General features: G+C 38.1%; 23 protein-coding genes. All 23 read right to left on the bottom strand.

What is annotated here, in order from left to right:
* Positions 1-8: 8 nt before the first annotated feature.
* Entirely contained in the window at positions 9-1,088 is a 1,080-nt protein-coding gene (locus OCI93_RS09090; protein WP_261591918.1) for a glycosyltransferase, read from the bottom strand.
* On the bottom strand, positions 1,066-2,223 hold the full coding sequence (locus tag OCI93_RS09095; protein WP_261626244.1) for a hypothetical protein: 1,158 nt from the start codon (positions 2,221-2,223) through the stop codon (positions 1,066-1,068). The genes OCI93_RS09090 and OCI93_RS09095 overlap by 23 nt, the downstream gene beginning before the upstream one ends.
* Positions 2,220-3,164 (bottom strand): glycosyltransferase family 2 protein, encoded by a 945-nt coding sequence (locus OCI93_RS09100; RefSeq protein WP_261591916.1) that lies wholly within the window; start codon positions 3,162-3,164, stop codon positions 2,220-2,222. The genes OCI93_RS09095 and OCI93_RS09100 overlap by 4 nt, the downstream gene beginning before the upstream one ends.
* The gene (locus OCI93_RS09105) at positions 3,164-4,687 is read right to left on the bottom strand and encodes a lipopolysaccharide biosynthesis protein (RefSeq protein WP_261591915.1); all 1,524 of its coding nucleotides are present in this window, start codon (positions 4,685-4,687) and stop codon (positions 3,164-3,166) included. The genes OCI93_RS09100 and OCI93_RS09105 overlap by 1 nt, the downstream gene beginning before the upstream one ends.
* Before the next feature lie 3 nt (positions 4,688-4,690).
* A complete protein-coding gene (locus OCI93_RS09110) occupies positions 4,691-5,344 on the bottom strand; it encodes a formyltransferase family protein (RefSeq protein WP_261591914.1) in 654 nt (217 codons plus the stop codon).
* Between the two features lies 1 nt (position 5,345).
* Positions 5,346-6,035 carry a WbqC family protein gene (locus OCI93_RS09115; protein ID WP_261626245.1) on the bottom strand — a complete coding sequence of 230 codons (690 nt, stop codon included), beginning with the start codon at positions 6,033-6,035 and terminating at the stop codon, positions 5,346-5,348.
* Positions 6,020-7,111: a DegT/DnrJ/EryC1/StrS aminotransferase family protein gene (locus OCI93_RS09120; RefSeq protein ID WP_261626246.1), complete on the bottom strand. Its 1,092-nt coding sequence runs from the start codon at positions 7,109-7,111 to the stop codon at positions 6,020-6,022. The genes OCI93_RS09115 and OCI93_RS09120 overlap by 16 nt, the downstream gene beginning before the upstream one ends.
* A gap of 2 nt (positions 7,112-7,113) precedes the next feature.
* Positions 7,114-7,989: a glucose-1-phosphate thymidylyltransferase RfbA gene (gene rfbA / locus OCI93_RS09125; protein WP_261591911.1), complete on the bottom strand. Its 876-nt coding sequence runs from the start codon at positions 7,987-7,989 to the stop codon at positions 7,114-7,116.
* Positions 7,989-9,068, bottom strand: a complete 1,080-nt coding sequence (rfbB, locus tag OCI93_RS09130; protein ID WP_261591910.1) for a dTDP-glucose 4,6-dehydratase — start codon at positions 9,066-9,068, stop codon at positions 7,989-7,991. The genes rfbA and rfbB overlap by 1 nt, the downstream gene beginning before the upstream one ends.
* A gap of 1 nt (position 9,069) precedes the next feature.
* The gene (locus OCI93_RS09135; RefSeq protein ID WP_261591909.1) at positions 9,070-10,098 is read right to left on the bottom strand and encodes an NAD-dependent epimerase/dehydratase family protein; all 1,029 of its coding nucleotides are present in this window, start codon (positions 10,096-10,098) and stop codon (positions 9,070-9,072) included.
* 80 nt (positions 10,099-10,178) lie between these two features.
* Positions 10,179-11,453, bottom strand: coding sequence for a Vi polysaccharide biosynthesis UDP-N-acetylglucosamine C-6 dehydrogenase TviB (gene tviB / locus OCI93_RS09140; RefSeq protein ID WP_261591908.1), 1,275 nt, complete (start codon positions 11,451-11,453; stop codon positions 10,179-10,181).
* A 108-nt stretch (positions 11,454-11,561) separates the two neighbouring features.
* On the bottom strand, positions 11,562-11,684 hold the full coding sequence (locus tag OCI93_RS09145) for a hypothetical protein (RefSeq protein WP_261591907.1): 123 nt from the start codon (positions 11,682-11,684) through the stop codon (positions 11,562-11,564).
* A gap of 6 nt (positions 11,685-11,690) precedes the next feature.
* Positions 11,691-13,925: a polysaccharide biosynthesis tyrosine autokinase gene (locus OCI93_RS09150; RefSeq protein WP_261626247.1), complete on the bottom strand. Its 2,235-nt coding sequence runs from the start codon at positions 13,923-13,925 to the stop codon at positions 11,691-11,693.
* A 14-nt stretch (positions 13,926-13,939) separates the two neighbouring features.
* Positions 13,940-14,374 carry a low molecular weight protein-tyrosine-phosphatase gene (locus OCI93_RS09155; protein WP_261626248.1) on the bottom strand — a complete coding sequence of 145 codons (435 nt, stop codon included), beginning with the start codon at positions 14,372-14,374 and terminating at the stop codon, positions 13,940-13,942.
* A gap of 11 nt (positions 14,375-14,385) precedes the next feature.
* Complete coding sequence (locus tag OCI93_RS09160) at positions 14,386-15,501, bottom strand: polysaccharide export protein (protein WP_261626249.1); 1,116 nt, start codon at positions 15,499-15,501, stop codon at positions 14,386-14,388.
* Positions 15,502-15,944: 443 nt separating this feature from the next.
* On the bottom strand, positions 15,945-16,424 hold the full coding sequence (rfaH, locus tag OCI93_RS09165; protein WP_261591903.1) for a transcription/translation regulatory transformer protein RfaH: 480 nt from the start codon (positions 16,422-16,424) through the stop codon (positions 15,945-15,947).
* A 174-nt stretch (positions 16,425-16,598) separates the two neighbouring features.
* A complete protein-coding gene (locus tag OCI93_RS09170) occupies positions 16,599-17,765 on the bottom strand; it encodes a nucleotide sugar dehydrogenase (RefSeq protein WP_261591902.1) in 1,167 nt (388 codons plus the stop codon).
* Positions 17,766-17,859: 94 nt separating this feature from the next.
* Positions 17,860-19,002 carry a hypothetical protein gene (locus OCI93_RS09175; protein ID WP_261591901.1) on the bottom strand — a complete coding sequence of 381 codons (1,143 nt, stop codon included), beginning with the start codon at positions 19,000-19,002 and terminating at the stop codon, positions 17,860-17,862.
* On the bottom strand, positions 19,003-19,944 hold the full coding sequence (locus OCI93_RS09180; protein WP_261591900.1) for a glycosyltransferase family A protein: 942 nt from the start codon (positions 19,942-19,944) through the stop codon (positions 19,003-19,005). It abuts the gene before it with no gap.
* A gap of 46 nt (positions 19,945-19,990) precedes the next feature.
* Positions 19,991-21,055, bottom strand: a complete 1,065-nt coding sequence (locus OCI93_RS09185) for a DegT/DnrJ/EryC1/StrS family aminotransferase (protein WP_261591899.1) — start codon at positions 21,053-21,055, stop codon at positions 19,991-19,993.
* 10 nt (positions 21,056-21,065) lie between these two features.
* Entirely contained in the window at positions 21,066-21,647 is a 582-nt protein-coding gene (locus OCI93_RS09190; protein ID WP_261591898.1) for an acyltransferase, read from the bottom strand.
* 2 nt (positions 21,648-21,649) lie between these two features.
* The gene (locus OCI93_RS09195; RefSeq protein ID WP_261591897.1) at positions 21,650-22,609 is read right to left on the bottom strand and encodes a Gfo/Idh/MocA family protein; all 960 of its coding nucleotides are present in this window, start codon (positions 22,607-22,609) and stop codon (positions 21,650-21,652) included.
* A 6-nt stretch (positions 22,610-22,615) separates the two neighbouring features.
* Positions 22,616-23,896, bottom strand: coding sequence for a Vi polysaccharide biosynthesis UDP-N-acetylglucosamine C-6 dehydrogenase TviB (tviB, locus tag OCI93_RS09200; RefSeq protein WP_261591896.1), 1,281 nt, complete (start codon positions 23,894-23,896; stop codon positions 22,616-22,618).
* Positions 23,897-23,917: the final 21 nt, after the last annotated feature.

The following is a 23,917-nucleotide window of genomic DNA, read 5'->3' on the forward strand; positions in this document are numbered from 1 at the left end:
AATCCCCTTTATACTTCTAAAAAACACTTTGCGATTGTTTTAATTGAAAAGTTTTTGCGTACATGCATAGTTGTTTTTAGTACCTTTTCTTTCTTAATATCAGGGGAAAGTAAAATAAACTTGGTAATACAATCAGCTAACTTTTCGTCATCTTTTACTGGAGCTATATGATCATCATTATTGATTATGTACGGCGCATCACCGACGTCTGTAGAGAAAACAGCACAGCCATGAGATGCTGCTTCTGCTAGTACATTAGGGAAGCCTTCGGTCTTTGAAGAAAGTATGAAAATATCCACAGTACTATAAAATGCAGCCATTGAGTCCAATTCACCAAGTAAGATTACATCATCACAATTTAACTCTAGACTATTTAGCATACCCATTAGAATTGTGTTTTGGCCATGTATTCCACGACCGCAAATATGCAGCTCAACATTGAGATTTTGAGATTTTAATCTTTTAAAAGTCTTAAGTAACGTCAAATAATCTTTTGCTTCATGGAATCTACCAGCAGCCCCTAAAATTAAGGATTTGGCTTTAAAATCTCTAAGTTTCAGTTCCGAAAAAAAGTAACCATTGGGTATATAAACAGACTTTTGGTAAGAATTGTAGCCAAAATTTTCGTGTTGTTTCTGCGCTTTTTGAGAGCAATAGACAACTTTATCTGGAATATTCTTTAAAAACCGCCCTAACTGAATTGCTATTTTCGTGCTTCTTTTTTCACCTTGATAATCATCTAGGGAATGTCTAACCCCCCAAATTAACGGTATATCTCTTCGAGATAAAATCCTAGCAAGTGCAGAAATAACATTCGCATGATACATCCAAGAGAAAACCTTTATAGGTGTTTCTCTTTTAATGATAATAGCCAATTTTAAAGATGCTCCTAGTAAGGAAAAAACGTTATGAGCCCCCAATGCTATAACTTCACAGTTCGGGTGTTCTATCTTTTCAATCATTTCTGGATTTTTGGCCATCAGCGATATAACTTTAAAAGGTGTACCCTTACTACTATTTATGTTTCTAATCAACGCAGACTCAGCACCTCCTAATTCGCTAAAATTAGTTATCACTTGAATAATCATCAAACCCCTTACCCACAAAACCTTCAGAAATTGATTTAAAGTAAAAAACAATAAAATAAAAAACAGCCATGCCATGAGAGCTATTAAAAATAAACTGACCTTTAAAATTAAAAACCAAGACAACCAAAAGCAACAAAAAAGAAAAGATTTTATCAACCTTAAATACAAAGTAAATGATACCAAGAAGAGATATCTTTAGAAGTAAATAGGGGATACCTCCAAACAAAAGCTCTTTCAAAAAGCCTGAATCCGTATATGCAAAAAGGCCATTATTAACATAACCTGTTCCATACAGCAGGTTAAGACCACTAGTATCTATCCATATAGCATCTACCACATCGATGATATAGCTTTTATCCCCCCCTTCAAGAACCCAGTTTTTATAAACCTGCAAACTGTCTATTTCAGATAGCAAATAAATACCGGCATAAACCATGAGTAGAGAAAAAACTATAAAAACAAGACGTTTAGATAAAAAGTAACCTAAAATAGCAACAACGGCTAAAGATGCTGTTCTCGCTGCAATTACTGCAGAAAAGCCAACTGTAAAAAATGCTGCCATACGAGTGAAGGAAGCTCTTTCTTTAACCAAAGTATAACCTAAAAGCATCGAAAAAATGCCATAAGCAGTACCTATTGTATAATATCCTGACATCGACAAGTATGAGTTTCGGAATGGGTTATAACCTAGTTCAGAGCTTAAGTTTTCACCTTTAAAAAGTTCAATCATTGGAAACAGTACGGGATTACTTGCCACTGAAAAGTTTATAACAGAATTAACAACAAAGCAGAGCGTAAGAAAGAAAACAACTTTATTTTTATCCAAGAAAAAATAATAAACAAAATAACAAGAAACAAAGGTCAACCAACCTCTAAGTATTGATAAGAGAAATTCAAAATTATCCCCCAACACCAACACTCGAAGCAGTGAGAAAAAAAAGACCGCAAAGAAGTAAATTGACACAATATAAAACACACTATCAAGACTAAACTTAAACTTCGTAACAGTGACTTTCAACAAAAAAAGCAAAACAAAAAAAATAGAAAGCCCAACCCCATTTAAAAAAAATGGAATCTGCGGATCAAAGAGAGCTATAAAAACAAATAAGAAAGAAAAAAAACTACGAAAAATCACTTTTTCCTCCTTCTCATATTGTTAATAACTTTAATAAACAATGTGAGTAACAGTGGAGAGAAACATAGAGTTAAAAACACCAGTTGCACTTTTGAATAATATCCAATCCTAAAAGACTCAACACTATACTCTTTAGCCATTAGCTTATCACCAAGAACACCGGACTGATACGCATAGGCTAAAATAGCCTTTGCATACAATTTTTTAACTTTTTTTGATGGTTTATCTTTCAAGTAATTAGTAAATATCTTACGCGTTGCTTTTGGGAGTATAGGATTTACTTTTTTACTTTTCACACTAATTCCTATTTTAGCTCTATAACAACCCAGCTTGGAATCTATATGATATATATTACCCTTTTTCACTTGTTCAAAATGAGTTTCTATATCAACCAAATCAACATGAAATAAATTATCCCAAAATTCACTACCGTCAACATTTCGAAAAACTTTAGAAGAATGAGCGAAAAATGGTAACTGAGAAAGTAAATCAATTATACCGTATTCACCTTGTGGCCAAGCTCTATAGCTTTCCTGGATAACTTCGCCATCACCGTCAATGACAGCCATATCATGAGTGCAATAAAATACATCCCTTTTGTTTTCCAGTATTTCCACTTGCATTTTCAGCTTATTTTCTCTCATAAGATCGTCACCATCAAGATGAGCAATATACTCTCCTTTTGCTAATTTATATAGCTCAACTATATTTTTGGCAACGCCTACATTAGAAGTTCTAAGTATTGGTCTAATCATTTCTGGATATTTTTCAGCAAGCTCAATTATTCGCTCTCTAGTCCCATCAGTGGAACAATCATCACCAACAAGTATCTCAAAATTAAAGTCACAATTTTGATTAACAACACTAAGCAAACAGCTTTCGATAAATTGGATTTGATTATAAGTTACAATACAAACTGAAACTTTAATATTATTCTCCATCAACGATTTACCACCTTAAACACTTTCCCTCCCCAGTCCCTAAACTTCCGATTAAAACTTAAAGAGCCTATAAAACTAAAGACTGCAGTTAATACAATAAATAGAAAATTGCTAAATATAGTGTTATTTTTTTGCTCCATAACCAAGGAGAATAAAATATATGCTGAAGAAAGGATTAGCGCAGGTATAACAATGCAAAGTACGTCGGATAAAATCCAGCGAACAGTCAACCCGCGGAGTAATTTGTAATGTACAAAGCTAGCCCAAAACAATAAATAAAAGATATTTACACTTAACCAAACCCAGCCAGCACCAATAGCACCATGCAAACTTGCTGCAATACTAATAGCAGGTAATAGCACTAATGCTAAAATGAAGTTGCCAACAAAGTGGTAACGTAAATTTCCGATAGCATATTGTAAGTAATATGGAAACGCAGAAAGTGCTAACATTCCATTTCCAATTGCATAAAGTCGTAATATAGGAGCAACCTTTTTAGCTAGCTGCTCATCACCACTCCAAATTAACAAAAGAGACTCTGCACACAACGCAATCGTTATTGCAGCTGACCCAGCAATAACGCTAACTAACTGGGTAGCATTCCTGTAAACTGAAGCAAGCTCTTCTTGCTTACCTTCAGCATGCAATCTTGACATACGAGGCATAATTGCATTGCTTATCGGCCCACTAATCACCATAATTCCGCTAGCAACAAGAACAGCTAGCGTGAAGTAACCATACTCTGTAAGCGATAAAATACCAGATAAAATGAGTTTATCTGTCTGAGTAATTAAGACCCACATTGATGAGGTGAAGGCGATCATTAAAGAAAACTTTAAAAATGGAGCTACAGGTTCAAAAGACCAGCCAATGAACTCTCGTTGCGAGTTAATACTTGGAATGAGCCTTTGTGCCATACACCAAACACCCGAAAGTTCAATAAAAGCGACTATCATCTGGTGAATAAAAAATACTTTAGGCGTAAATCCGTACAACCACATACTGAAAAATACTGCTATAAATCGCATTGTAGCAACAAATACATTAAATACGCTTAGCCATACTAATTTTTCGCTACCTGTCACAACCCCACGGTATAAACCACAAAGCCAACGCAGTGCTACACTCAGCGCCATGACCTGGACAGCAAACGTTACTTCTTCTAATGAGAGGAGCTCAACAGTTAACCAATTGCTCGCAATCCATTTGGAGGATAGTAATAAACCTCCAGCCCCAATAATAGCGATCCCCGCAAATATCATACTTAGGGCTCGGAATAAACGCCTAAATTCCAGCGCTGACATGCTGCCGCCCTTGTAGCGTGCAGTCTCTCTTGAAATTGTCGGTGTCAAACCTAGATCAAGTAGAGTAAACCATGCTTGGAGCATTGCAAAAAAACCAACCAACCCATACGCTTCAGCCCCCATATAGTTTACATATAAAGGCAGAATAACAATTCCAACACCAGTTACATATAACTGACTGGCATAGTTTGCTATGATATTTCGCTTTAAAGTTGACATAATCTAAATTTGCTTAATCCAATTGTTATAGGTCTCACCATACTTGTGGTCTAAGTTTGGTGAGAACTCTCCCACCTTATATGTAGCACTTTCAACATACTCCCCTCCGCGGATGATTCGCTGTGACGCAAACCACTCTACGACCTGAACTAAGCTAATAACTTGCTGAAGGAAAACTCGATGCCTCAGCTCTGCTATAGTACAATGGATGTTTCTTGGAAAAGCAGCTTGTAAAATAGGAGTTCCGGTATCCATACCTTCATCAATAAAGTGTACTGTGGAGCCAATAAATAAGGATCCACTTCTCAAGGTATCACCGAACCCATCCATACCTGGACACGCTGGTAGAATGGAAGGGTGAAAATTAATAACTTTTCCTGAGTGAATTTTTAAGAAAGAGTTACTCAATAAGCGAGTGTAAAACGAAACAAATAAAATATCGCCTGCATCGGGGTACTCCCTAGCTAAAAGTTTTGAAAATTCACTTCCTGTATGAGCGGATAATACCTTATGACTTAATTTATTAGCTTCTGAAAATTCTATGATCCCACATATCCTATCACTTACAAACTCAATATCATAACTAGCTAATAAAGATGTACTGAGTGCCCTTTTTATTACACTTCCATTGGTGGAGCATATAAAAACTATCTTCATTTTAAAATAGCTCGTATTGGTCTAGGAGTTGTTTTACTTCCTCTTTGCTATTCCACATTAGAACATCAATCATAGAAAGGTAAGGTACGAACTCGTTACTACTTTGAGCGTATTCACCCGCAGTCATTTTTATGAATGACAGCTCAATGTCGCGCTCTTTAAAATAGTCCTTTTGATACAACCCAATACCACCAGGGCTGTTAACATAAAGTGTACATCCAAGTTTTTTCGATATTGCAATCAACTTATCAGCAGCAGACATCTCTCTTTTATAATCTAACTGGCTTGAAATAAAATAATTTCTATCCAAACCTAAATAGTCAAAAACTTTTTGTATACTTAATTGGCAAATATAAGGTACGGAGCGATTAGGTGAAGTAAGTACTTCTTCAATAAGCACATAGACAGATTGAAAGTATGGTGCTTTTTTATATGACTGCTGAATAGTTTTAAGAACTTTTCTTACATCGCTCGAGAATTCAAAAGTATTTATTTTTTCATTTTGAGTCGCTCCCGGAACTGGGATTGTAAATCTTTGAGCCCTACCATTAACCAAAATATTATTTCTGTTGATATAACCCCTTTTAATAAAGTTTACATCATCATAAAAGACAAAGTTACCCACAGAATATACAAGCTGGTAATACCCCAAATAAGGGAATAAATAAGGCTGCATTATTGCGCATGACATAATAAACCCTTTTTAACTGTTGATGTAACTTTCAGCACATCTACACGTGTAAGCTTAAAGTGCAAAGGCAGGCATAGAACTCTACTTGAAATGTCTCGTGATACTTCCAAATTACCGTGTTTAACTTGCGGAAAAACTGAGTCTAATGAAGGCTTAAAGTATGGCCTATATTGAATGCCATTTTTACTTAGCTCTGCGGCCACCGACGCTAGCTCATCTTCACTATTAAGACAGATTGGTAGATAAGCACCATTAGTATTAGCAAGCGAGTGCCATTGTGGGAAACCTACTAAACCAGCCAAATTATCCTGATACAGCGAAAACAGCTCGGCTCTGTGAGTAACTATATTGTCCATATCATCTAAAATAGTTAAACCTACGGCACACTGGTATTCATTTAACTTAGCATTTATACCTACATCTGTAATTTCACCGTTACAAATTGCAAAGTTTATTAATTGCTTAGCTTTTTCATAATCTTCTGTTCGCTTGAATACAATTGCCCCCCCCTCAACAGTATGAAAAACTTTAGTTGCATGAAAACTCAATATACTCGCATCACCAAAATTTAGTATTGACTGCTCGCCAACCTTGATCCCAAAGGCATGCGCAGCATCATAAACGACCTTAACATCATGCTTACTTGCTAAATTAGCGAATTCTTCAACATCACATGGATTTCCATAGACATGTGTCGCGACAATTCCATTCACATTTGAATTGTTAAATAACCTCTCCTTTACTTTGGCTGGAGATAAATTATAAGTACTCCTGTCTATATCACAAAATTGGCACTCGACACCTTGCCAAAGTAATGAGCTGGTAGTCGCCACAAAGCTAAATGGAGTAGTTATTGCGCTTGTAATACCAAGAACTTTATACGCTACTTGTAAAGCTAGAGTGCCGTTTGAGATAAGAAGTAAATTTTTTACTCCTAGATACTCCTCTAACCGTCTAGTTAATTCGTGGTGCAAAGGCCCAAAATTAGTATAGTGACCACTTTCATTAACTTGCTCTAAATACTTAGTTAGCTGAGCTATATTCGGCGCAACTGGACTGTTTAATGCTATAGTCATAATTATTCTTTTTTTAAATCTATCAAATACTGACCATAACCGTTTTTTAGCAACGGCTCTGCGAGTTTTTCAATGTCATCAAGTGTTAACCAATGCTTATTGAATGCAATCTCCTCTAAACAAGCAATTTTGTAGCCTTGCCTTTTTTCTATTGTTTCTACAAATTGAGCTGCTTCAAGTAAGCTTTCGTGGGTTCCGGTATCTAACCACGCAAAGCCTCTCCCCAAGAGTTCAACATTAAGCTTTCCTTTTTGTAAGTAAGCATTGTTTACACAGGTAATTTCAAGTTCACCACGCTCTGATGGCTGCACTCTTTTAGCTATATCAACAACTGAATTATCATAGAAATAAAGACCCGTAACCGCATAATGGCTCTTTGGTTTATTCGGCTTTTCTTCTATCGAAATAGCTTTTTGATTATCATCAAACTCAACAACTCCAAACCGCTCCGGATCCTTTACTTGGTACCCAAAAACTGTCGCACCTTCCCCATTGTTGGCTCGTTCGACTGCTTGTTTTAATTTGGGTGTAAAGCCCTGACCATAAAAGATATTGTCACCGAGAACCAAGCAAACATCATCCTTTGCAATGAACTGTTCACCTATAATAAAAGCTTGTGCGAGGCCATCTGGGTTTGGCTGCTCAGCGAACTGTAATGACACTCCAAAATCACTACCGTTACCTAATAAACGCTCAAACGAAGCTCGGTCTTCAGGTGTTGTAATTATCAATATCTCTCTAATTCCAGCCAACATTAGTACTGAAATTGGATAGTAAATCATAGGCTTGTCATAAACGGGCAAAAGTTGTTTTGATACTCCTTTGGTGATTGGATACAAGCGTGTCCCAGATCCTCCTGCTAATATAATTCCTTTCATTATTTATCACCTGCTCCCAATCTCTCTAACTGGTAATTTCCTGACAAAACATCTTGACACCAATTTTCATTATTTAAATACCATTCTACTGTTTTACGAAGGCCAGTCTCAAATGTTTCTTTGGGCTTCCAGTTTAGTTCCAGCTCAATTTTACTTGCATCGATTGCATAACGCATATCATGCCCAGGCCTATCTTGCACAAAGATAATTTGCTCACTAAAGCTAGTTTGTTTCGGCATTACTTCATCTAATAATTTGCAGATAGTTTCAACAACCTCAATGTTCTGCTTTTCATTATGGCCACCAATATTATACGTACTGCCAGCCTTACCTTCAGTTGCAACTAAAACTAAAGCTTCAGCATGGTCTTCTACGTATAACCAATCTCTAATTTGATTTCCTCTCCCGTACACTGGTAATTGCTTACCTGCAATAGCATTTAAGATAACAAGTGGAATCAGTTTTTCTGGAAAGTGAAAAGGTCCATAGTTATTTGAGCAATTAGTAATTACAGTTGGTAAGTTGTATGTACGAGCCCAAGCTCTTACTAAGTGATCAGAGCTAGCTTTACTCGCAGAATATGGACTACTTGGGTTGTAAGCTGTTTCTTCAGTAAAAAGTGGAAGTGGTTCATCCGCTTGCTGTTCGTCCGGATGTGGCAAATCACCATAGACTTCATCTGTAGAGATATGGTGAAATTTAAACAGCACTTTCTCATCAGCTTCAAGTTGAGACCAATAGCGCCTAGCTTGTTCCAGCAGAGTGTATGTGCCTACAATATTAGTTTTTATAAACTCACCAGGACCGTCAATTGAACGATCCACATGGCTTTCAGCAGCCAAGTGCATCACTATATTAGGTTTATATTGCTCAAATACACGCTTTAATTCGAGTGCATCACAAATGTCTACTTGTTCAAATGTATAGCGGCCACTATCAGCGATACTCTCAAGCGATTTCAAATTTCCCGCATATGTTAACTTATCAAGATTTATCACTGAATAGGACGTATTATTGATTATATAGCGGACGACCGCAGAGCCAATAAACCCAGCACCTCCAGTTACCAAAATTTTCATTCTATTGTTCACCCAAAAATTCGAGGTACCACGGCATTGCCTTTTTGATACCATGTAATATTCTATATTCCGGTGCGTAACCTAAATTATTAACCGCTTTATTTATATCAGCTTGAGAATGGCGAACATCCCCAGCTCTAAAATCACGGTAAATTGGCTCTTGGGTATGCTCTATATCACACTCTTTAAGTGCAGACTGTATTGATTTATATAAATCATTAAGCGTCGTTCTGTCACCGACAGCTACATTATAAACATTATCTTTAGCTTCATCAGATGCAGTAGCTGCGAGAATATTCATTTGTACTGTGTTTTCAATAAAGCAAAAATCACGGCTAGTTTCACCATCGCCATTAATGTAAACATCTTCCCCTTTTATCATGGCCGCAGTCCATTTAGGAATAACCGCTGCGTAAGCGCCATTAGGATCCTGTCGTTGACCAAATACATTAAAATAACGTAAGCCAATTGGTTTAAAGCCGTAGGTTCTAGCGTAAACACCTGCGTAAAGTTCGTTTACATATTTAGTTACAGCATAAGGCGATAGTGGATTACCTATGTTCTCTTCCACTTTAGGTAAAGCTGGATGATCACCGTAAGTCGAGCTGCTTGCTGCATAGGTAAAACTTTCCACGTTGGCTTCTTTCGCAGCTTGGAGCATATTCAAAAAGCCCGTGATATTGGCAGCGTTGCTGGTTATTGGATCTGCGATCGATCTGGGTACTGAACCCAGTGCTGCTTGGTGTAAAACGTAATCAACGTTACTTACAGCAGCTTCACAAGTGGCATAATCTCTAATGTCACGTTCAATAAAAGTAAACCGCTGCCACTGCTCTGCAGTCACTAGGCTTTGTACTTCATCTAAATTATGCTTGTGGCCCGTGGCAAAATTATCTAGTCCTATTACTTTCTGGTCTAGCTTTAATAGCGTTTCAAGTAGATTGGAACCTATAAAGCCAGCCACACCAGTGACTAGCCAGATTTTTGGATTGTTTTGTAGTTCAACTTTAACTTCTTCGTAACGAGACATGAGAAACTCTTCAGGTTTTTAGTTCAAAAAATTAAAAAGGGTTCTTAACAGAGCCATTTTCTCGGCTAAGGTACGCTTTTTTATAGGCGCATATCCACGGCTTGTTTTGGTAGGACATATTTTAAGTCGTATAATACATGCTCTTTCTTGCCTAGCTTTTTGATTTCCTCAGCACCAAGCTCTTTAAACTCATTGTGACCTACAGCGAGAATAATTGCGTCATAGTGGCCTTGCTTGTGCTCAGCTGTCAATGAGAGGCCATATTCATTTTGTGCTTCTTCATTTGAACACCAAGGGTCTACAATATCTACGTTGATATTGTATTCACTAAGCTCTGCAATAATATCCACTACTTTGGTATTTCTAAGATCTGGGCAGTTTTCCTTAAAGGTTAATCCCATCACCAAAACATTTGCACCTTCTACCTGAATGCGTCTTTTCAGCATTTTTTTGACTAGCTCAGATACCACATGTTTACCCATACCATCATTTAGACGACGACCGGCCAAGATCATCTCAGGATGATAACCAACACTTTGTGCTTTATGGGTTAAATAATATGGGTCAACGCCAATGCAGTGTCCACCCACTAAACCTGGGCGGAATGGTAAAAAGTTCCACTTAGTACCTGCCGCTTCAAGTACTTCAAGAGTGTCAATATTGAGTTTATTAAAAATAATAGATAGCTCGTTTATCAAAGCAATATTTACATCACGTTGAGTGTTTTCTATTACCTTGGCCGCCTCTGCAACTTTAATTGAGCTCGCTTTATGTGTGCCTGCTGTAATAATTGACTTATACAATTGATCAACAAACTCAGCAATTTCAGGTGTTGAACCACTAGTTACTTTTAAAATATTGATTACTCTGTGCTCTTTATCACCCGGGTTAATTCGCTCAGGTGAGTACCCAGCAAAAAAGTCTTGATTAAACTTAAGACCAGAAACTTGCTCTACAATAGGTAAACATGCTTCTTCTGTTGCACCAGGATATACCGTAGACTCATAAACGATGATATCGCCCTTGTCAACGACCTTCCCTAGCATTTCACTGGCTTTAATTAATGGTGTTAAATCAGGCTGTTTGTGCTTATCTATTGGGGTAGGCACAGTTACGATGTATAGATTGCAGGCTTTAAGATCGCCTAAGTTATAAGAGTATTGCAAGTGTGGTGTTTCTTTTAGCTCTTCATCACTTACTTCTAGCGTTGAGTCATGCCCTGCTAGCAATTCATCTACTCGGTTTTGATTAATGTCAAAACCGAGTGTTGCATATTTTTTTCCAAATTCTACCGCTAGAGGAAGGCCTACGTAGCCTAACCCTATAACACCAATTTTTACTTTATTTAAATCCATATACATCTCGCTTGGTGAATGTTTAATTTTGATTTCTTTAGAAGAAAATTAAGGAATATGTGCGACCGCTCTTGTCGTTTTATATTTGGCTGCAATTTTAGTTTTTTGCTACGGGTCGCGACGTAAAGTCGCTGCTACGAGTCGTAGCGTAAAGCCGGTGGTACGGGTCGCGACATAAAGTCGCTGCTGCGAGTTGTAACGTAAAGTCGCAGCTACGGGTTGCAGCGACATAACCTGTTATGCTTTATCTGATTTGTACTCGTAGTTGTAGTAGCCGTAGTAACCATAGGCGTTGGTTGATTTACGAACAACTCCGTTGAATACCACCCCTTTTACATCAATACCATTTTGCTCAAAACGATTTCGTGTAATTTCTAGCTCTTTTGCATGGTTTTGACCAAAACGGGTTACTAGTAATGTTGTTCCTGCATGCGCACCTACAATAGCAGGGTCTGTTACCGCTAAGATTGGAGGAGTATCAATTATCACTAAATCATAGATTCCACTTACTTCACTAATTAGTTTGCTAAAGTTTTCATGCATTAATAATTCTGAAGGGTTTGGTGGTATTTGGCCTCGGGTCATGATATCTAAACTATCAACTTGTGTATGTTTGATAGTATCAGCTAGGTTTAGTCGCCCCGAAAGGTAGTCACTTAAGCCACTGTCCCAGTTCATGCCGAACTGAGTTTGCAAATAACCTTTACGCATATCGCCGTCTATAACAAGTACTTTCTTCCCGCTTTGCGCTAAAACAGTTGCAAGGTTTACCGTAATAAATGATTTACCTACACCAGGGCTTGGACCAGATATTGCTATAACGTTATTTTTAGCCTCTAGCATGGCAAAATGAAGGCTTGTACGCAGGCTTCTAAGCGCCTCTACAGAGAGGTCTGCTGGGTTGTCTATTGCGAGTATTGATTTTGCTTTTGCGGTTTTGCCTTTACGAGCTTTGGCAAAACCAGTGAGCTTTACTTGATAATCAGAAAATGGCACGCTGGCATAAACAGGCATACCTAATGCTTCAATCTCACCAGGGTCTTCAATGCCTTTATGTAGCGCTTTTTGTACTAGCACAATTGCAACTGCCAACATGCCACCAAGCATTGTGGCCATTACTACAATCAGTGCTTTTTTTGGCTTAACAGGCTGGGTAGTATTTACCTCTGCGTAATCAACTATACGCACATTACCTACCGTGCCTGCACGCACAATATCTAGCTCTTGTGTTTTAGCTAGTAGAAGCGTATATATTTCGTTATTTACCTCTACATCACGCCTTAAACGTAGTAATTCACGCTGTGTTTCCGGTAGCCCTTGCACTTCACCAGCCAAGTCATTGCGTTGGCGTTTAACTGTCTCAATTTGCTCAACAACACCTCGGTATGCAGGGTGTTCACGTTTAAATTTACGCCCAAGCTCTAAACGTTTTAAGTCCAGCTCTTGCAACTTAGTTTCTAATATTACTATCTGCTCTAATACAGCTTGTGTTTCTAAACTAATATCAATTGACTCTTGACGTATTTGATATTCATTAAACGCTTTTTCCGCTCTTTCAAGGTTACGTTTAACATCAGGCAGTTGCACCTCTAAAAACTCTAAAGACTGCTGTGCTTCTGCACTATTACGCTCTACATTTCTGCGAACATAAATGCTCGCCACCTTATCAAGAACCTTCTCAGCATATGCTGGGCCTTTATCTTGTAAGGCAAGATTGATAATACCCGAATCTTTACCTTTTTCAGACGCTGATATTGCGCCTTGCAAGTCAAGAATAGTTTGCAACCGATTGCGTTTAATGATTGAAAATTCAGTTTCAGGGCGTGCTATTAACGTTTTGATTGTTAGCTCAAATTGACCTGTTTTAACGTCTTCACCTACCTTACCGGATAGCACGTTTTCACCATTGCCATTGACTAATGAAAAGCCACCACCTGATTTTGCTACTAAAGTAAACTCAACACCAATGGCACTTTTAGGTACTCTGAAACGGTGGATCTCAACCTGTTCACCACCCCAAGCGTATGAATGTGCGCCAAAACTGGGGGTCGCCACTTGACCTTCACTATGAGCCGTAAATGTTCGGTAGTGTCTGTTTCCAAATAGTGGAAATAACTTTGGTTCAACAACTATATCTAAGTTCAGCGAGTCAACCGCCTCTCCAATCACGCTTCTTGATTTAAGTAGCTCAATTTCTGTTACCGCCGCAGAGGTGCTTTCAAACATGCCAGACATGTCATCAAAACCTGGAACCGAGCCACCCTTTTCTTCTACTTGTACCATAGCGGTTGCTTGGTAAATTGGCGTACTAAATATCGCATACGCTATACCTAGTAACATAAATAAAGCCGTTACACTTAAAATGAACCATTTTTTATCAAGTAATGCTCCAAAAAGCGCCATCAAGTCGATTTCTTGAGCGTCTTCTTTTTGCGTTTTTTGTGGAGAAATTAAATTTGGCTGCGCATTCATATACTCGCAATTCCTTATAAATACTTTTGCCAAGCGCCACAGGCGCTGTCGATAAGCTCGTACACGTGCTCAAATGCTTCTTTTGACTGGCGATATGGGTCTGGGATTTCTTTATCTCCAATCCACTTACCGAGCAAAAAGGTTTTTCCGCGAGCTTGTGGGTAGCGGCTACATAGGTCATCTAGGTGCCTTTGCTCCATGACCAGAATTAAGCTATTTTGTGCAATCAGGGTACCATTTAGTTGGCGGCCTTGGTGGGGGCTCATATCGATATCTTGTGCTTTAGTCAGTTGCTGTGCCATTGCATCTGCAGGTTTACCTTCCAAAGCAGTTAAACCTGCCGATGACACTTGAATATTTTTGCCCGAAAGTTTGCTTTTTAACACATACTCTGCAGTTGGGCTGCGGCAAATATTACCCGCACAAACCATTATTACACTATCAAACATGAGTGATCACACTATTGATTTTCGATATCTTGAATTGCATCCACAGTTGAAAGTGAGGGCAATAATAAACTAATGACTTTGTTCCAACGGGCCAATGGCGCACTAGTCACATAAACAATATCTTGCGCCTGCAACTCAAACTGCTCTGCAAGTACCAATGAGGCTACATTTTTGGCATGCAATTGGTATACATCTGCCAGTACACCGTCTTTTTGAAAATCACGTTTGCGTAATACAAAAACGCCGTTCGCATCAGCGGTTCGTTCGTTAAAACCGCCTGCATCAGTCAGTGCCTCAGCAAGGCTCAAACCATAACGATTAACGTCTACTTTACCTGCTTTAATTACATCGCCAAGCACATATACATTACGTTTATCGTTGCGGCTGATGTGAACAATATCCCCATGTTGTAACAAACGGTTTTGTGATATATCGCCTTGTGAGTAAAAATCATCAAGCTGAATAACTTCTGTTTTTTGACCACGGGTAAAAGTGACTGTTTCCCAATCTGCACTTTCCGTCAAACCGCCCGCCTGATTAATGGCGTCAATGAGAGTGACAGGCGTTTCAGTGATAGGGTATACACCTGGTTTAGTTACTTCACCAGTTACATAAGCTTTTTGGCTCTTAAAGCCAACTACTTTTACATCAACTTGAGGGTCTTCAATAACTCGACTTAATCTTTTAGCCAACTCATCTCTAAGCTCTGTCACAGTTCGACCCGCTGCAGGTACTTTTGGTGCATACGCATAAGTAATAGTGCCATCTGCTTGCACGCGGAAACCATCAAACTCAGCGGTTCGTTGCACTGCGGCAGGAATTGTCAACTCAGGGTGGTCCCACACTCCAATGGTTATCACATCTCCCACGCCTAAGCGATACTCATAGTCTGAGAGATCAATGCCCTTAAGCGCTGAACGTTCAAGCTCTTCTGCACGTTTTATTTTATGCTCTTGGACTAATTGAGAGTCGATAATGTGGATGTTTACTTTTTCTAAATCTCTTTCTAGATTAGCGGTTTGTTGTCCCGAGCCAATCCCTTCAAAGTGACCACCAGGAACAAGTGTGCAGCCACTCATTACTAATAAAAGGCTACTAGCAATGATAGTTTTACAGCGTAACGCCATTGTATTTTCCCAAAAATTATAATCTATTCTTTTTATTGCTTTTTATTTATTAGCAACTGATTTAATTGGCTCAATTAAAGCACGTGGGCTAGTTAATCGCAAGTAGCGAACACTTCAGCCCAAAGGCACTGCTAGAACAAAAAGTCGTTCTTTAAACATGTACTCATTTAAATTAAGTTTATTAATAAGCTCATATTTTACAATATAGCGATGAGCATATATAGACGTAGAAACAAGTTTAGAATGACAACCTCAAGTTCAAGATAACAATCACTGATTTAGGCAAGCAATCTGTCAGTAGAGGTCTAAACAAAGTTGTTTGAACTCAATTTAGGCACGCTTCCGCCCTTAGGTTGCAGCTCCTAAATGCTGTTTTATTTGCTATTTTTTAGTTAAAGTTATTTTTTAAGCTACTAACGTATGTAAATTTCTAGTTAGCCAAATTAAGCTTGCTTTTTAAAAACACTATTCTCAGTAACAATCTGCACTTCTTGGCTTAAAAGCTTAATAAGTAAAATACTTCTCGTTTCACCATCTGCTTGTTGGTAGATTGCGGTTATATTTTTATAGCAGCCATCAGTAAGCATAACTTTGTCTCCAAGTGCAAACTCACATAAATCCGTTGCCATGTCATTTTCACGAAGAGATTGAATTATCGGTTCAGGCACTTCTTGAATGCGCTCTCCAAAGCGAACAAAGTCAACAACCCCTCTCGTGTATTTTATTGCAGAAAAGTGTATAGAATATGAATCTAGATGAACAAATATATATCTGGGGAACAAAGGCTGTGTTACAGCTCGCGATGCGGCAGTTTTACGTCGCTTCAATGTTGGGAAAAACGCTTCGACCCCTTGCTGTGTTAGGTTGGCTAATGCTCTGCTTTCTTGTTTTGGTTTACAGTAAACTAAATACCAACGCTTCATTTGAACAGTCCATTTTCTTATTTGAGCTTAAACGCAACAGATTATACGTATATATAACGATGAGTCTAGTGCTAGTAACACCATTGCATTTAAGCGACCAAATAAGGTACAAAACCAATACTAAACCACGGGTATAAGCTAGCCTATAGCGAATAAAACCTCAGTTTAAAAAAGCTAATCACAACCGAACAGATCACGAGTGTATACTTTATCTTTAACATCGCTTAATTCCTCAACCATGCGGTTTGAGACGATTACATCACTCATCTGTTTAAACACTTCAAAATCAGATATCACTTGCGAATTAAAAAACAACTTGTCAGTTAACACCGGCTCATATACAACAACTTCGATACCTTTGGCTTTGATGCGTTTCATCACACCTTGAATAGATGAAGCTCTAAAATTATCTGACCCAGCTTTCATTATCAGCCTATATATACCAACCACCTTTGGCTGCTTTTTTAAAATTGACTCAGCAATAAAGTCTTTTCTAGTTGTATTTGCATCAACAATAGCTTGAATAATGTTATTAGGTACATTTTGATAATTTGCTAAAAGTTGTTGCGTGTCTTTTGGTAAGCAATAACCGCCATAACCAAAAGAAGGGTTGTTATAATGATCTCCAACTCTAGGGTCAAGGCATACCCCTTCTATGATCTGCTTTGTATTCAAACCATGAGATTCTGCATAGCTATCTAGTTCATTAAAGTATGCAACTCTCATAGCCAAGTAGGTATTGGAAAACAACTTTATTGCTTCAGCTTCTGTTGAGTCAGTAAAAAGCACTTCAATATCTTTTTTTATCGCCCCCTGCTGTAATAACTCTGCAAATAATTGCGCCCTTTCAGATCGCTCACCCACAATAATTCTAGAAGGGTGTAAATTATCGTAAAGCGCCTTACCCTCACGTAAAAATTCAGGTGAAAAAATAATGTTAGAAATACCTAACTGCTCAGAAAGTTGTTTTGTAAAACCCACAGGAACCGTAGACTTAACAACAATTACAGCATCGGGATTATGCCTGTATACATCACTTATCACAGTTTCTACAGTTTGAGTGTTGAAGTAACCTGTATTGGGGTCATAGTCAGTTGGGGTGGCAATAATAACAAACTCTGCACCACTATAAGCACTTAGTTTACAGGTTGTTGCTAAGAGCTTTAGCCCGTCTTTTTTTAAAAAGCTAGTTATTTCAACATCTTCAATTGGTGATATTTTATCATTTATCAATTTGACTCTATCATCAAGAATATCGAGAGCAATCACTTCATTATATTGAGCAAGCAATACTGCATTTGAAAGGCCAACATAACCAGTACCCACTACAGTAACTTTCATATTATTCCCTTTATACTCATAACAAATAATCACAGCCTCCGCAATTTAAATAGCATAAATAATGCACTGTAAGGCCTGTGAAGCTGCTAATATACTATTTGCGATTTGTGTCTAAAAGATGAAACCTCTTCTTCTCTAACTCTAACCTTTTTGGGTATAGCCCAGTTAATACAATAATCAATCCAAGCGCTGCATAAACGCTATTTACTGAGCTAACTGAAATACCATTTAAAAACAAAATAGCAAGCACACTTAGTCTAACTCTTATTTCAACGAGGCTAGCTTTAAGTAAGGCATTAATAGCCCAGAAAGTGAATAATAAACCAATAAACCCATGGTCAAATATGACTCTAGTGATGTAGGAATGCAATATAACTGAATAACAAATAGAGGGGTCTTTTGCACTAAATAACGTTTTATAAAACGCCAAACGTTCACATGCCTCGGTAGGTAGAGCAGTCAATGCAGGCGAACCAAATAAAAATTCATACCACTGCCAATCAGAGATGGCACTTAAAAACACTTGAAAGAATACAACCCGATCAATATCCTCTACACTACCACCAGCTAGTCGAGCAATAAATATCGCCACTACACCAAGCCCTGCCAAACCAACTAGTGTTATCTGTATAACAGTTTTCCAAGTCATTTCTTTAATATATAGCAGAACTAGCATTGCTAAAAAGCAAATAACACCAGAGCGTGAACCCGATAAAAATATTACAACCGCTAACATAGCCCACTCATTAATAGAAAGCCGGCTCTTAAGGCTCCACACAGCGCAACCAAGCAACAGTAAGAACATAATTTCAAAATTATTCTCGGTAAATATACCCGGTCGTTCATCAGCACTTAGAACTAACCATGCTACATACTTAATGAAAAACAACATCAACATTGCTCGCCAAAGTAGCTTAAGCATTTCAGATGTAAACAATATTTTCCCTGAAAAAAAGCACAATATAGCTAAATAAAAATAGGTTTTATAAGCAAAAAGAAAATCTACTGGGTGTGTACCTCTAGAAAGTGCTAATACTAAACAAACGCCAAAATATCCAGCACAAAGCGAAAAAATATACCAAGCCCGAGGTTCCATACGCTTTGCCACAAAAAGCAAAGATGCAACTATCAAAAGTTCAAAAATAGCATTTACAGGGAGTAAATTATATGAGTTGTAAGAAACACAACCCACCAATGCTAGCACAATAAAAAGGATAAAATATTGCTGCCTAATCATTTATATACTCTTCGCTCTACGCGATTTGGCTTTTTTTAGTAGCCAAACATTTAAAGAAACAGGCAGCAATAATAGCAGAACTGCAGAGAGCCGATATAGATCCCATCTTAACATTGGATGAGTAAACAATAACTTAGCAGCCTGACGTTTACGGCCATGAATCAAATTACTTTTTATACTACTCATCACTGTTAAATGCTGTAAATAGTGCAAACTTTTAAGCATTTTTTCTGGTACAGCACCTTGTAGCTCTAATTGCTCAAAAGTCATTAGATGTGGTGATGGACTCTGGTAATCAATCCGCTCAGAGGCACTTTCTGAGGCTTGCAAATCGTATACTACGCAGCTATTTTGCATATAAGCTATTGGCCATTTGCATGCAATAGAAGCCCAGACAACCTGATCTTCTCCTAATGTCAATGACTCTGGAAAACCCCCCATACTAATAAGACAGTGTTTATCTAAACAAACCGAGGATGCGGTGATAGGTAAGTCTTCATTGCAACACGCTTGAAAATAGTCTTTTATTAGCCCATGAGCTGCATCGAGCTTTGAGTTTACGGCATTTCTATTACCATCTAACGTGCCAAATTCATACCCAGTACAAAGTAATTTAGCCGCAGGATAGAGTTGATGCAAACAACAAATTGACTCAATAAAGTTTTGCTGCCAAAAGTCATCCGCATCTAAAAAAGCAACAAACTCACTACTTGCTAAGGACACCCCTACATTACGAGCACATGATACACCTTGATTACTTTGCCGATGGATCACTAAATTTTTATAATCAAGTGCCTCAACAATGTCTGCACTACCATCACAAGAACCATCATCAACAACAATTACCTCCTTAACAGGTACTGTTTGTTGCATAACAGACTCTATTGCACGAACAACATAGCTTGCTTTATTATAAAGTGGAATAACAACCGAAATATCCATACTACTTACAAGCCATTCCCTAATTTCACTGCTATTAAACTAACAATCACAGGTAACCGTGCATGGGTAAACTAAATACTGATCGCGCAAGTTTTTCGGCTATAGGAAAGTCACCAGCTTGATATCCAAGATCAACAAATGCAGTTTGTTCATGCATGCACCTACCATAATAAATCACGGTAGGAATACCTTGTGCTTTATAATCAGCCATTGCACGCACGCGCTCATCACTTTGCAACGTGTATTGTGCCCATGAACTGCCATACCCATCTGGCACAACAGGGGTTTTAAATGTATTTTTCAACTGCAGAGTATATCTATTGGCTGCGTCATTACGATTTTCTAATTCAACAGGAAATTCAGCTAGCTTTTCTAATAAAATAGCTGCTTGAATCGTATCAAGGCGACTATTCATGCCAATGCGTACATTATCGTATTTATCTTTCCCTTTCCCGTGTACACGATACGATTTGATTAATTCTGCATACTCATCACAATCAGTAAAAATAGCACCACCATCACCATAGCAGCCTAAAGGCTTAGCTGGAAAAAAGCTTGTAGTCGCAATATCACCAAAAGAGCCTGCTTTTTGGCCATTAATATGCCCACCAAAACCTTGCGCTGCATCTTCTATTAACTTGAGATTATATTTCTCTGCAAGTGCTTCAAGAGCGGGGTAATTCGCAGGTAAACCAAATAAATCAACTGCAATAATCGCTTTTGGTTGCAAACTACCTTCGGCAAGCACGTCAACAATACGCTTTTCTAAATCATCTGGACAAATATTAAAAGTATCAGGGTTCGAATCAACAAATATAGGTGTAGCACCTTCAAATGAAACAGTTTCAGCAGTCGCAAAAAAAGTAAACGTTGGACAAAAAACCGCATCTCCTTTGCCAATTCCTAGTGCCATTAGTGATAAAGTAAGGGCATCGGTCCCATTTGCACATGTAATTGCATGCTTAACACCAACATACTCGGCAAGTTTTTGCTCAAACTCTTGTACTTCTGGACCCATGATATATTGACCATGTTCCAAAACAGTTTGTATACGTTTATCTATTTTTATTTTTAAATGCTGATACTGAGCAGCTAAGTCAATAAATTGCATCACACCACCGTTATTCGCTAATCAAAGTCAACTGGTTGTTTTCCAACCGGTATTCATCTTGTGTATATGGACAAATTACCGAACCACATCCAGTTAATGGCAAGTCTAATTGCTCACCATATTTGCTGATCCAACCAATCTGTTTAGCGGGCACCCCCACTACTAATGCAAAGGGTATTACATCTTTGTTCACGACGGCGCCTGCACCAACAAGTGCATATTCTCCTATCGTAACACCACAAACTATGGTGCAATTTGCACCAAGCGTAGCCCCTTTTTTAACCAAGGTATCTTTATATTCTGTTTTTCTTTCAATAAAAGAACGAGGGTTGTAAACATTAGTAAAAACCATGCTAGGCCCACAAAACACGTCACTTTCAAGATGCACATTATCGTATACAGATACGTTATTTTGCACTTTAACATTGTCGCCAATCGTCACTTTGTTGCCAACGAATACATTTTGACCTAAAGAGCAGCCTTTACCTATTTTTGCGCCAGAGCACACATGAGCGAAATGCCATATACGGGAACCATCGCCAATCAAGGCACCTTCATCTACAATTGCACTATCATGCTTTTGATAGCTCATACTCATACTCTTATAAAGGGGTGTTTAGTTTCTGCTGAAGGTTTAATTACTTCACATGTCCGAATTTTACTAACAATCTCTATGCTAGATCGAGCTTCTTCCAATCCAAAGCCTTTGCCTTCTAAGATATGTTGATAGCTTGCAGTGTGAAGATCCGTAAACCCTCCTGAAAACTCAATTTCATCACCATCAACTGTTATAGAGCGATAAGTACGCTGACCTGATGCCACGATATGCTCAGGTAAATAACTGCTATCAACAGATAAGAACCACTTCACTCTGGCATTTTCTAACTCTAAATAGCCAGCAGATACATTCTCTTCTCTAACATACACTTCACTTTTCTTTACCGACCCGAAAATCCATGAAAGCATATCATAAAAGTGCACACCTATATTGGTTGCGATGCCACCTGATTTTGAGTCGTCCCCCTTCCATGAAGTGAAGTACCAATGCCCCCGACTGGTAAGGTAACTCAGATCAATTTCAAATATCTTATCCGGAGTTCGTAGTAATTCTTTTGCTACCTTTTCTTTTAAAGAAATTATACTTGGGTGTAGCCTTAGCTGAAGAATATTATAGACTTTGTTGCCCGTTTCTTGTTCCACTTCTTTTAAAGCATCTATATTGTGAGGATTTAAAACCAAAGGCTTTTCACAAATAGCATCAGCACCATTTTTTAGTGCAAACCTGATATGAGAGTCATGTAAATAATTAGGTGAAGCGATTGCAACATAATCAATCTTTTCACCCTTTCGCTTTAACAAATCAATATGTCTGTCAAATCGTTCATATTCTACAAAAAAATCAGCCTCAGGGAAAAAGCTATCGATAATACCAACCGAGTCATTTTTATCCATTGCCGCAACCAGGTGATTTCCCGTTTCCTTAATTGCTTTCATGTGACGAGGTGCAATGTAACCAGCAGCGCCAATTAAGGCGAAATTTTTTACCTTATCCATTTATCGTTACAACCTTATATCTGCATCTTGTGGGTTTAACACATGTTTAACGTCATATAACACGTGTTCATTCTTACCAAATGAGCGTATTTTATCAACGCCCCACTGTTTAAATTCATCATGATCGACAGCCAATACAATACCGTCATATTGACCAGTTTGAATTTTATCTGTTAGCGCTAAACCATATTCGTTTTGCACCTCATCTACGCTGGCCCAGCTATCATATACATCTACTGACATATTAAAATCTTTCAGCTCGCGAACAACGTCTATTATTTTCGTATTTCGCACATCTGGACAATCCCCCTTAAAGGTGAATCCCAAGACCAATATTTTTGCTTCATCGATATGAATTTTACGGCTCGATAGCTTTTTTACTAATTGCGTTGCTACATATTCACCCATGCCATCATTGATACGACGGCCGGCTAGAATGACCTCGGGACGATACCCCACTTCTTCTGCTTTATAAGTTAAATAGTACGGATCAACACTAATACAATGCCCGCCTACCAAGCCAGGCTTGAACTTCAAGAAATTCCATTTTGTACCTGCCGCGTTCAACACTTCTTCTGTATCAATATGCAAACGGTTAAATATTTTTGCAAACTCATTAATAACTGCAATATTTAGGTCTCGTTGCGTATTTTCTATCACTTTAGCAGCCTCAGCTACTTTAATTGATGAAGCCTTATAGGTACCAGCGCTAATAATCTGTTGATATATATCGTCAACAAAGTTAGCAACTTCAGGTGTTGAACCTGAAGTAATTTTAATGATTTTAGTCAGTGTATTGACCTTATCACCTGGATTAATTCGCTCGGGTGAGTAGCCCGCAAAAAAACCTTCGTTAAACTTTAAGTTAGAAACTTTCTCAATAATTGGGATACACACTTCTTCAGTTGCACCTGGGTATACCGTGCTCTCAAAAATGACAGTATCCCCTTTTGAAATATGTCGCCCAACTAGCTCAGAAGCTTTACGCAAAGGGGTTAAATCTGGTGCATGAGTATCATCTATTGGTGTAGGCACTGTTACGATGTATATATTACTGCCACTTAAGTCGCCTTCATCACAAGAGAATTTTAACTTACTCGCTTTACCTAGCTGCTCTTGATTTACTTCTAATGTATTATCAAAGCCTGATTTTAGCTGCGCTACTCTGTTACTATTAATATCGAAGCCTACCACATCGTAAAGCTTGCCAAACTCTACTGCTAATGGCAGACCTACATAACCTAATCCGATCACGGATAACTTGGGCAATTGAGGTTGATTAAACATATAGTTCCTCAGAATTCTGTT

The organism is Pseudoalteromonas holothuriae (assembly GCF_945859825.1).
Classification (GTDB): Bacteria; Pseudomonadota; Gammaproteobacteria; order Enterobacterales; family Alteromonadaceae; genus Pseudoalteromonas; species Pseudoalteromonas holothuriae.

Excerpts from the sequence above, each read along its gene's own strand:
- OCI93_RS09090 (WP_261591918.1), bottom strand. The coding sequence starts at position 1,088 with ATGATTATTCAAGTGATAACTAATTTTAGCGAATTAGGAGGTGCTGAG.
- OCI93_RS09100 (WP_261591916.1), bottom strand. The coding sequence starts at position 3,164 with ATGGAGAATAATATTAAAGTTTCAGTTTGTATTGTAACTTATAATCAA.
- OCI93_RS09105 (WP_261591915.1), bottom strand. The coding sequence starts at position 4,687 with ATGTCAACTTTAAAGCGAAATATCATAGCAAACTATGCCAGTCAGTTA.
- OCI93_RS09110 (WP_261591914.1), bottom strand. The coding sequence starts at position 5,344 with ATGAAGATAGTTTTTATATGCTCCACCAATGGAAGTGTAATAAAAAGG.
- OCI93_RS09115 (WP_261626245.1), bottom strand. The coding sequence starts at position 6,035 with ATGTCATGCGCAATAATGCAGCCTTATTTATTCCCTTATTTGGGGTAT.
- OCI93_RS09120 (WP_261626246.1), bottom strand. The coding sequence starts at position 7,111 with ATGACTATAGCATTAAACAGTCCAGTTGCGCCGAATATAGCTCAGCTA.
- rfbA (WP_261591911.1), bottom strand. The coding sequence starts at position 7,989 with ATGAAAGGAATTATATTAGCAGGAGGATCTGGGACACGCTTGTATCCA.
- rfbB (WP_261591910.1), bottom strand. The coding sequence starts at position 9,068 with ATGAAAATTTTGGTAACTGGAGGTGCTGGGTTTATTGGCTCTGCGGTC.
- OCI93_RS09135 (WP_261591909.1), bottom strand. The coding sequence starts at position 10,098 with ATGTCTCGTTACGAAGAAGTTAAAGTTGAACTACAAAACAATCCAAAA.
- tviB (WP_261591908.1), bottom strand. The coding sequence starts at position 11,453 with ATGGATTTAAATAAAGTAAAAATTGGTGTTATAGGGTTAGGCTACGTA.
- OCI93_RS09145 (WP_261591907.1), bottom strand. The coding sequence starts at position 11,684 with ATGTCGCTGCAACCCGTAGCTGCGACTTTACGTTACAACTCGCAGCAG.
- OCI93_RS09150 (WP_261626247.1), bottom strand. The coding sequence starts at position 13,925 with ATGAATGCGCAGCCAAATTTAATTTCTCCACAAAAAACGCAAAAAGAA.
- OCI93_RS09155 (WP_261626248.1), bottom strand. The coding sequence starts at position 14,374 with ATGTTTGATAGTGTAATAATGGTTTGTGCGGGTAATATTTGCCGCAGC.
- OCI93_RS09160 (WP_261626249.1), bottom strand. The coding sequence starts at position 15,501 with ATGGCGTTACGCTGTAAAACTATCATTGCTAGTAGCCTTTTATTAGTA.
- rfaH (WP_261591903.1), bottom strand. The coding sequence starts at position 16,424 with ATGAAGCGTTGGTATTTAGTTTACTGTAAACCAAAACAAGAAAGCAGA.
- OCI93_RS09170 (WP_261591902.1), bottom strand. The coding sequence starts at position 17,765 with ATGAAAGTTACTGTAGTGGGTACTGGTTATGTTGGCCTTTCAAATGCA.
- OCI93_RS09175 (WP_261591901.1), bottom strand. The coding sequence starts at position 19,002 with ATGATTAGGCAGCAATATTTTATCCTTTTTATTGTGCTAGCATTGGTG.
- OCI93_RS09180 (WP_261591900.1), bottom strand. The coding sequence starts at position 19,944 with ATGGATATTTCGGTTGTTATTCCACTTTATAATAAAGCAAGCTATGTT.
- OCI93_RS09185 (WP_261591899.1), bottom strand. The coding sequence starts at position 21,055 with ATGCAATTTATTGACTTAGCTGCTCAGTATCAGCATTTAAAAATAAAA.
- OCI93_RS09190 (WP_261591898.1), bottom strand. The coding sequence starts at position 21,647 with ATGAGCTATCAAAAGCATGATAGTGCAATTGTAGATGAAGGTGCCTTG.
- OCI93_RS09195 (WP_261591897.1), bottom strand. The coding sequence starts at position 22,609 with ATGGATAAGGTAAAAAATTTCGCCTTAATTGGCGCTGCTGGTTACATT.
- tviB (WP_261591896.1), bottom strand. The coding sequence starts at position 23,896 with ATGTTTAATCAACCTCAATTGCCCAAGTTATCCGTGATCGGATTAGGT.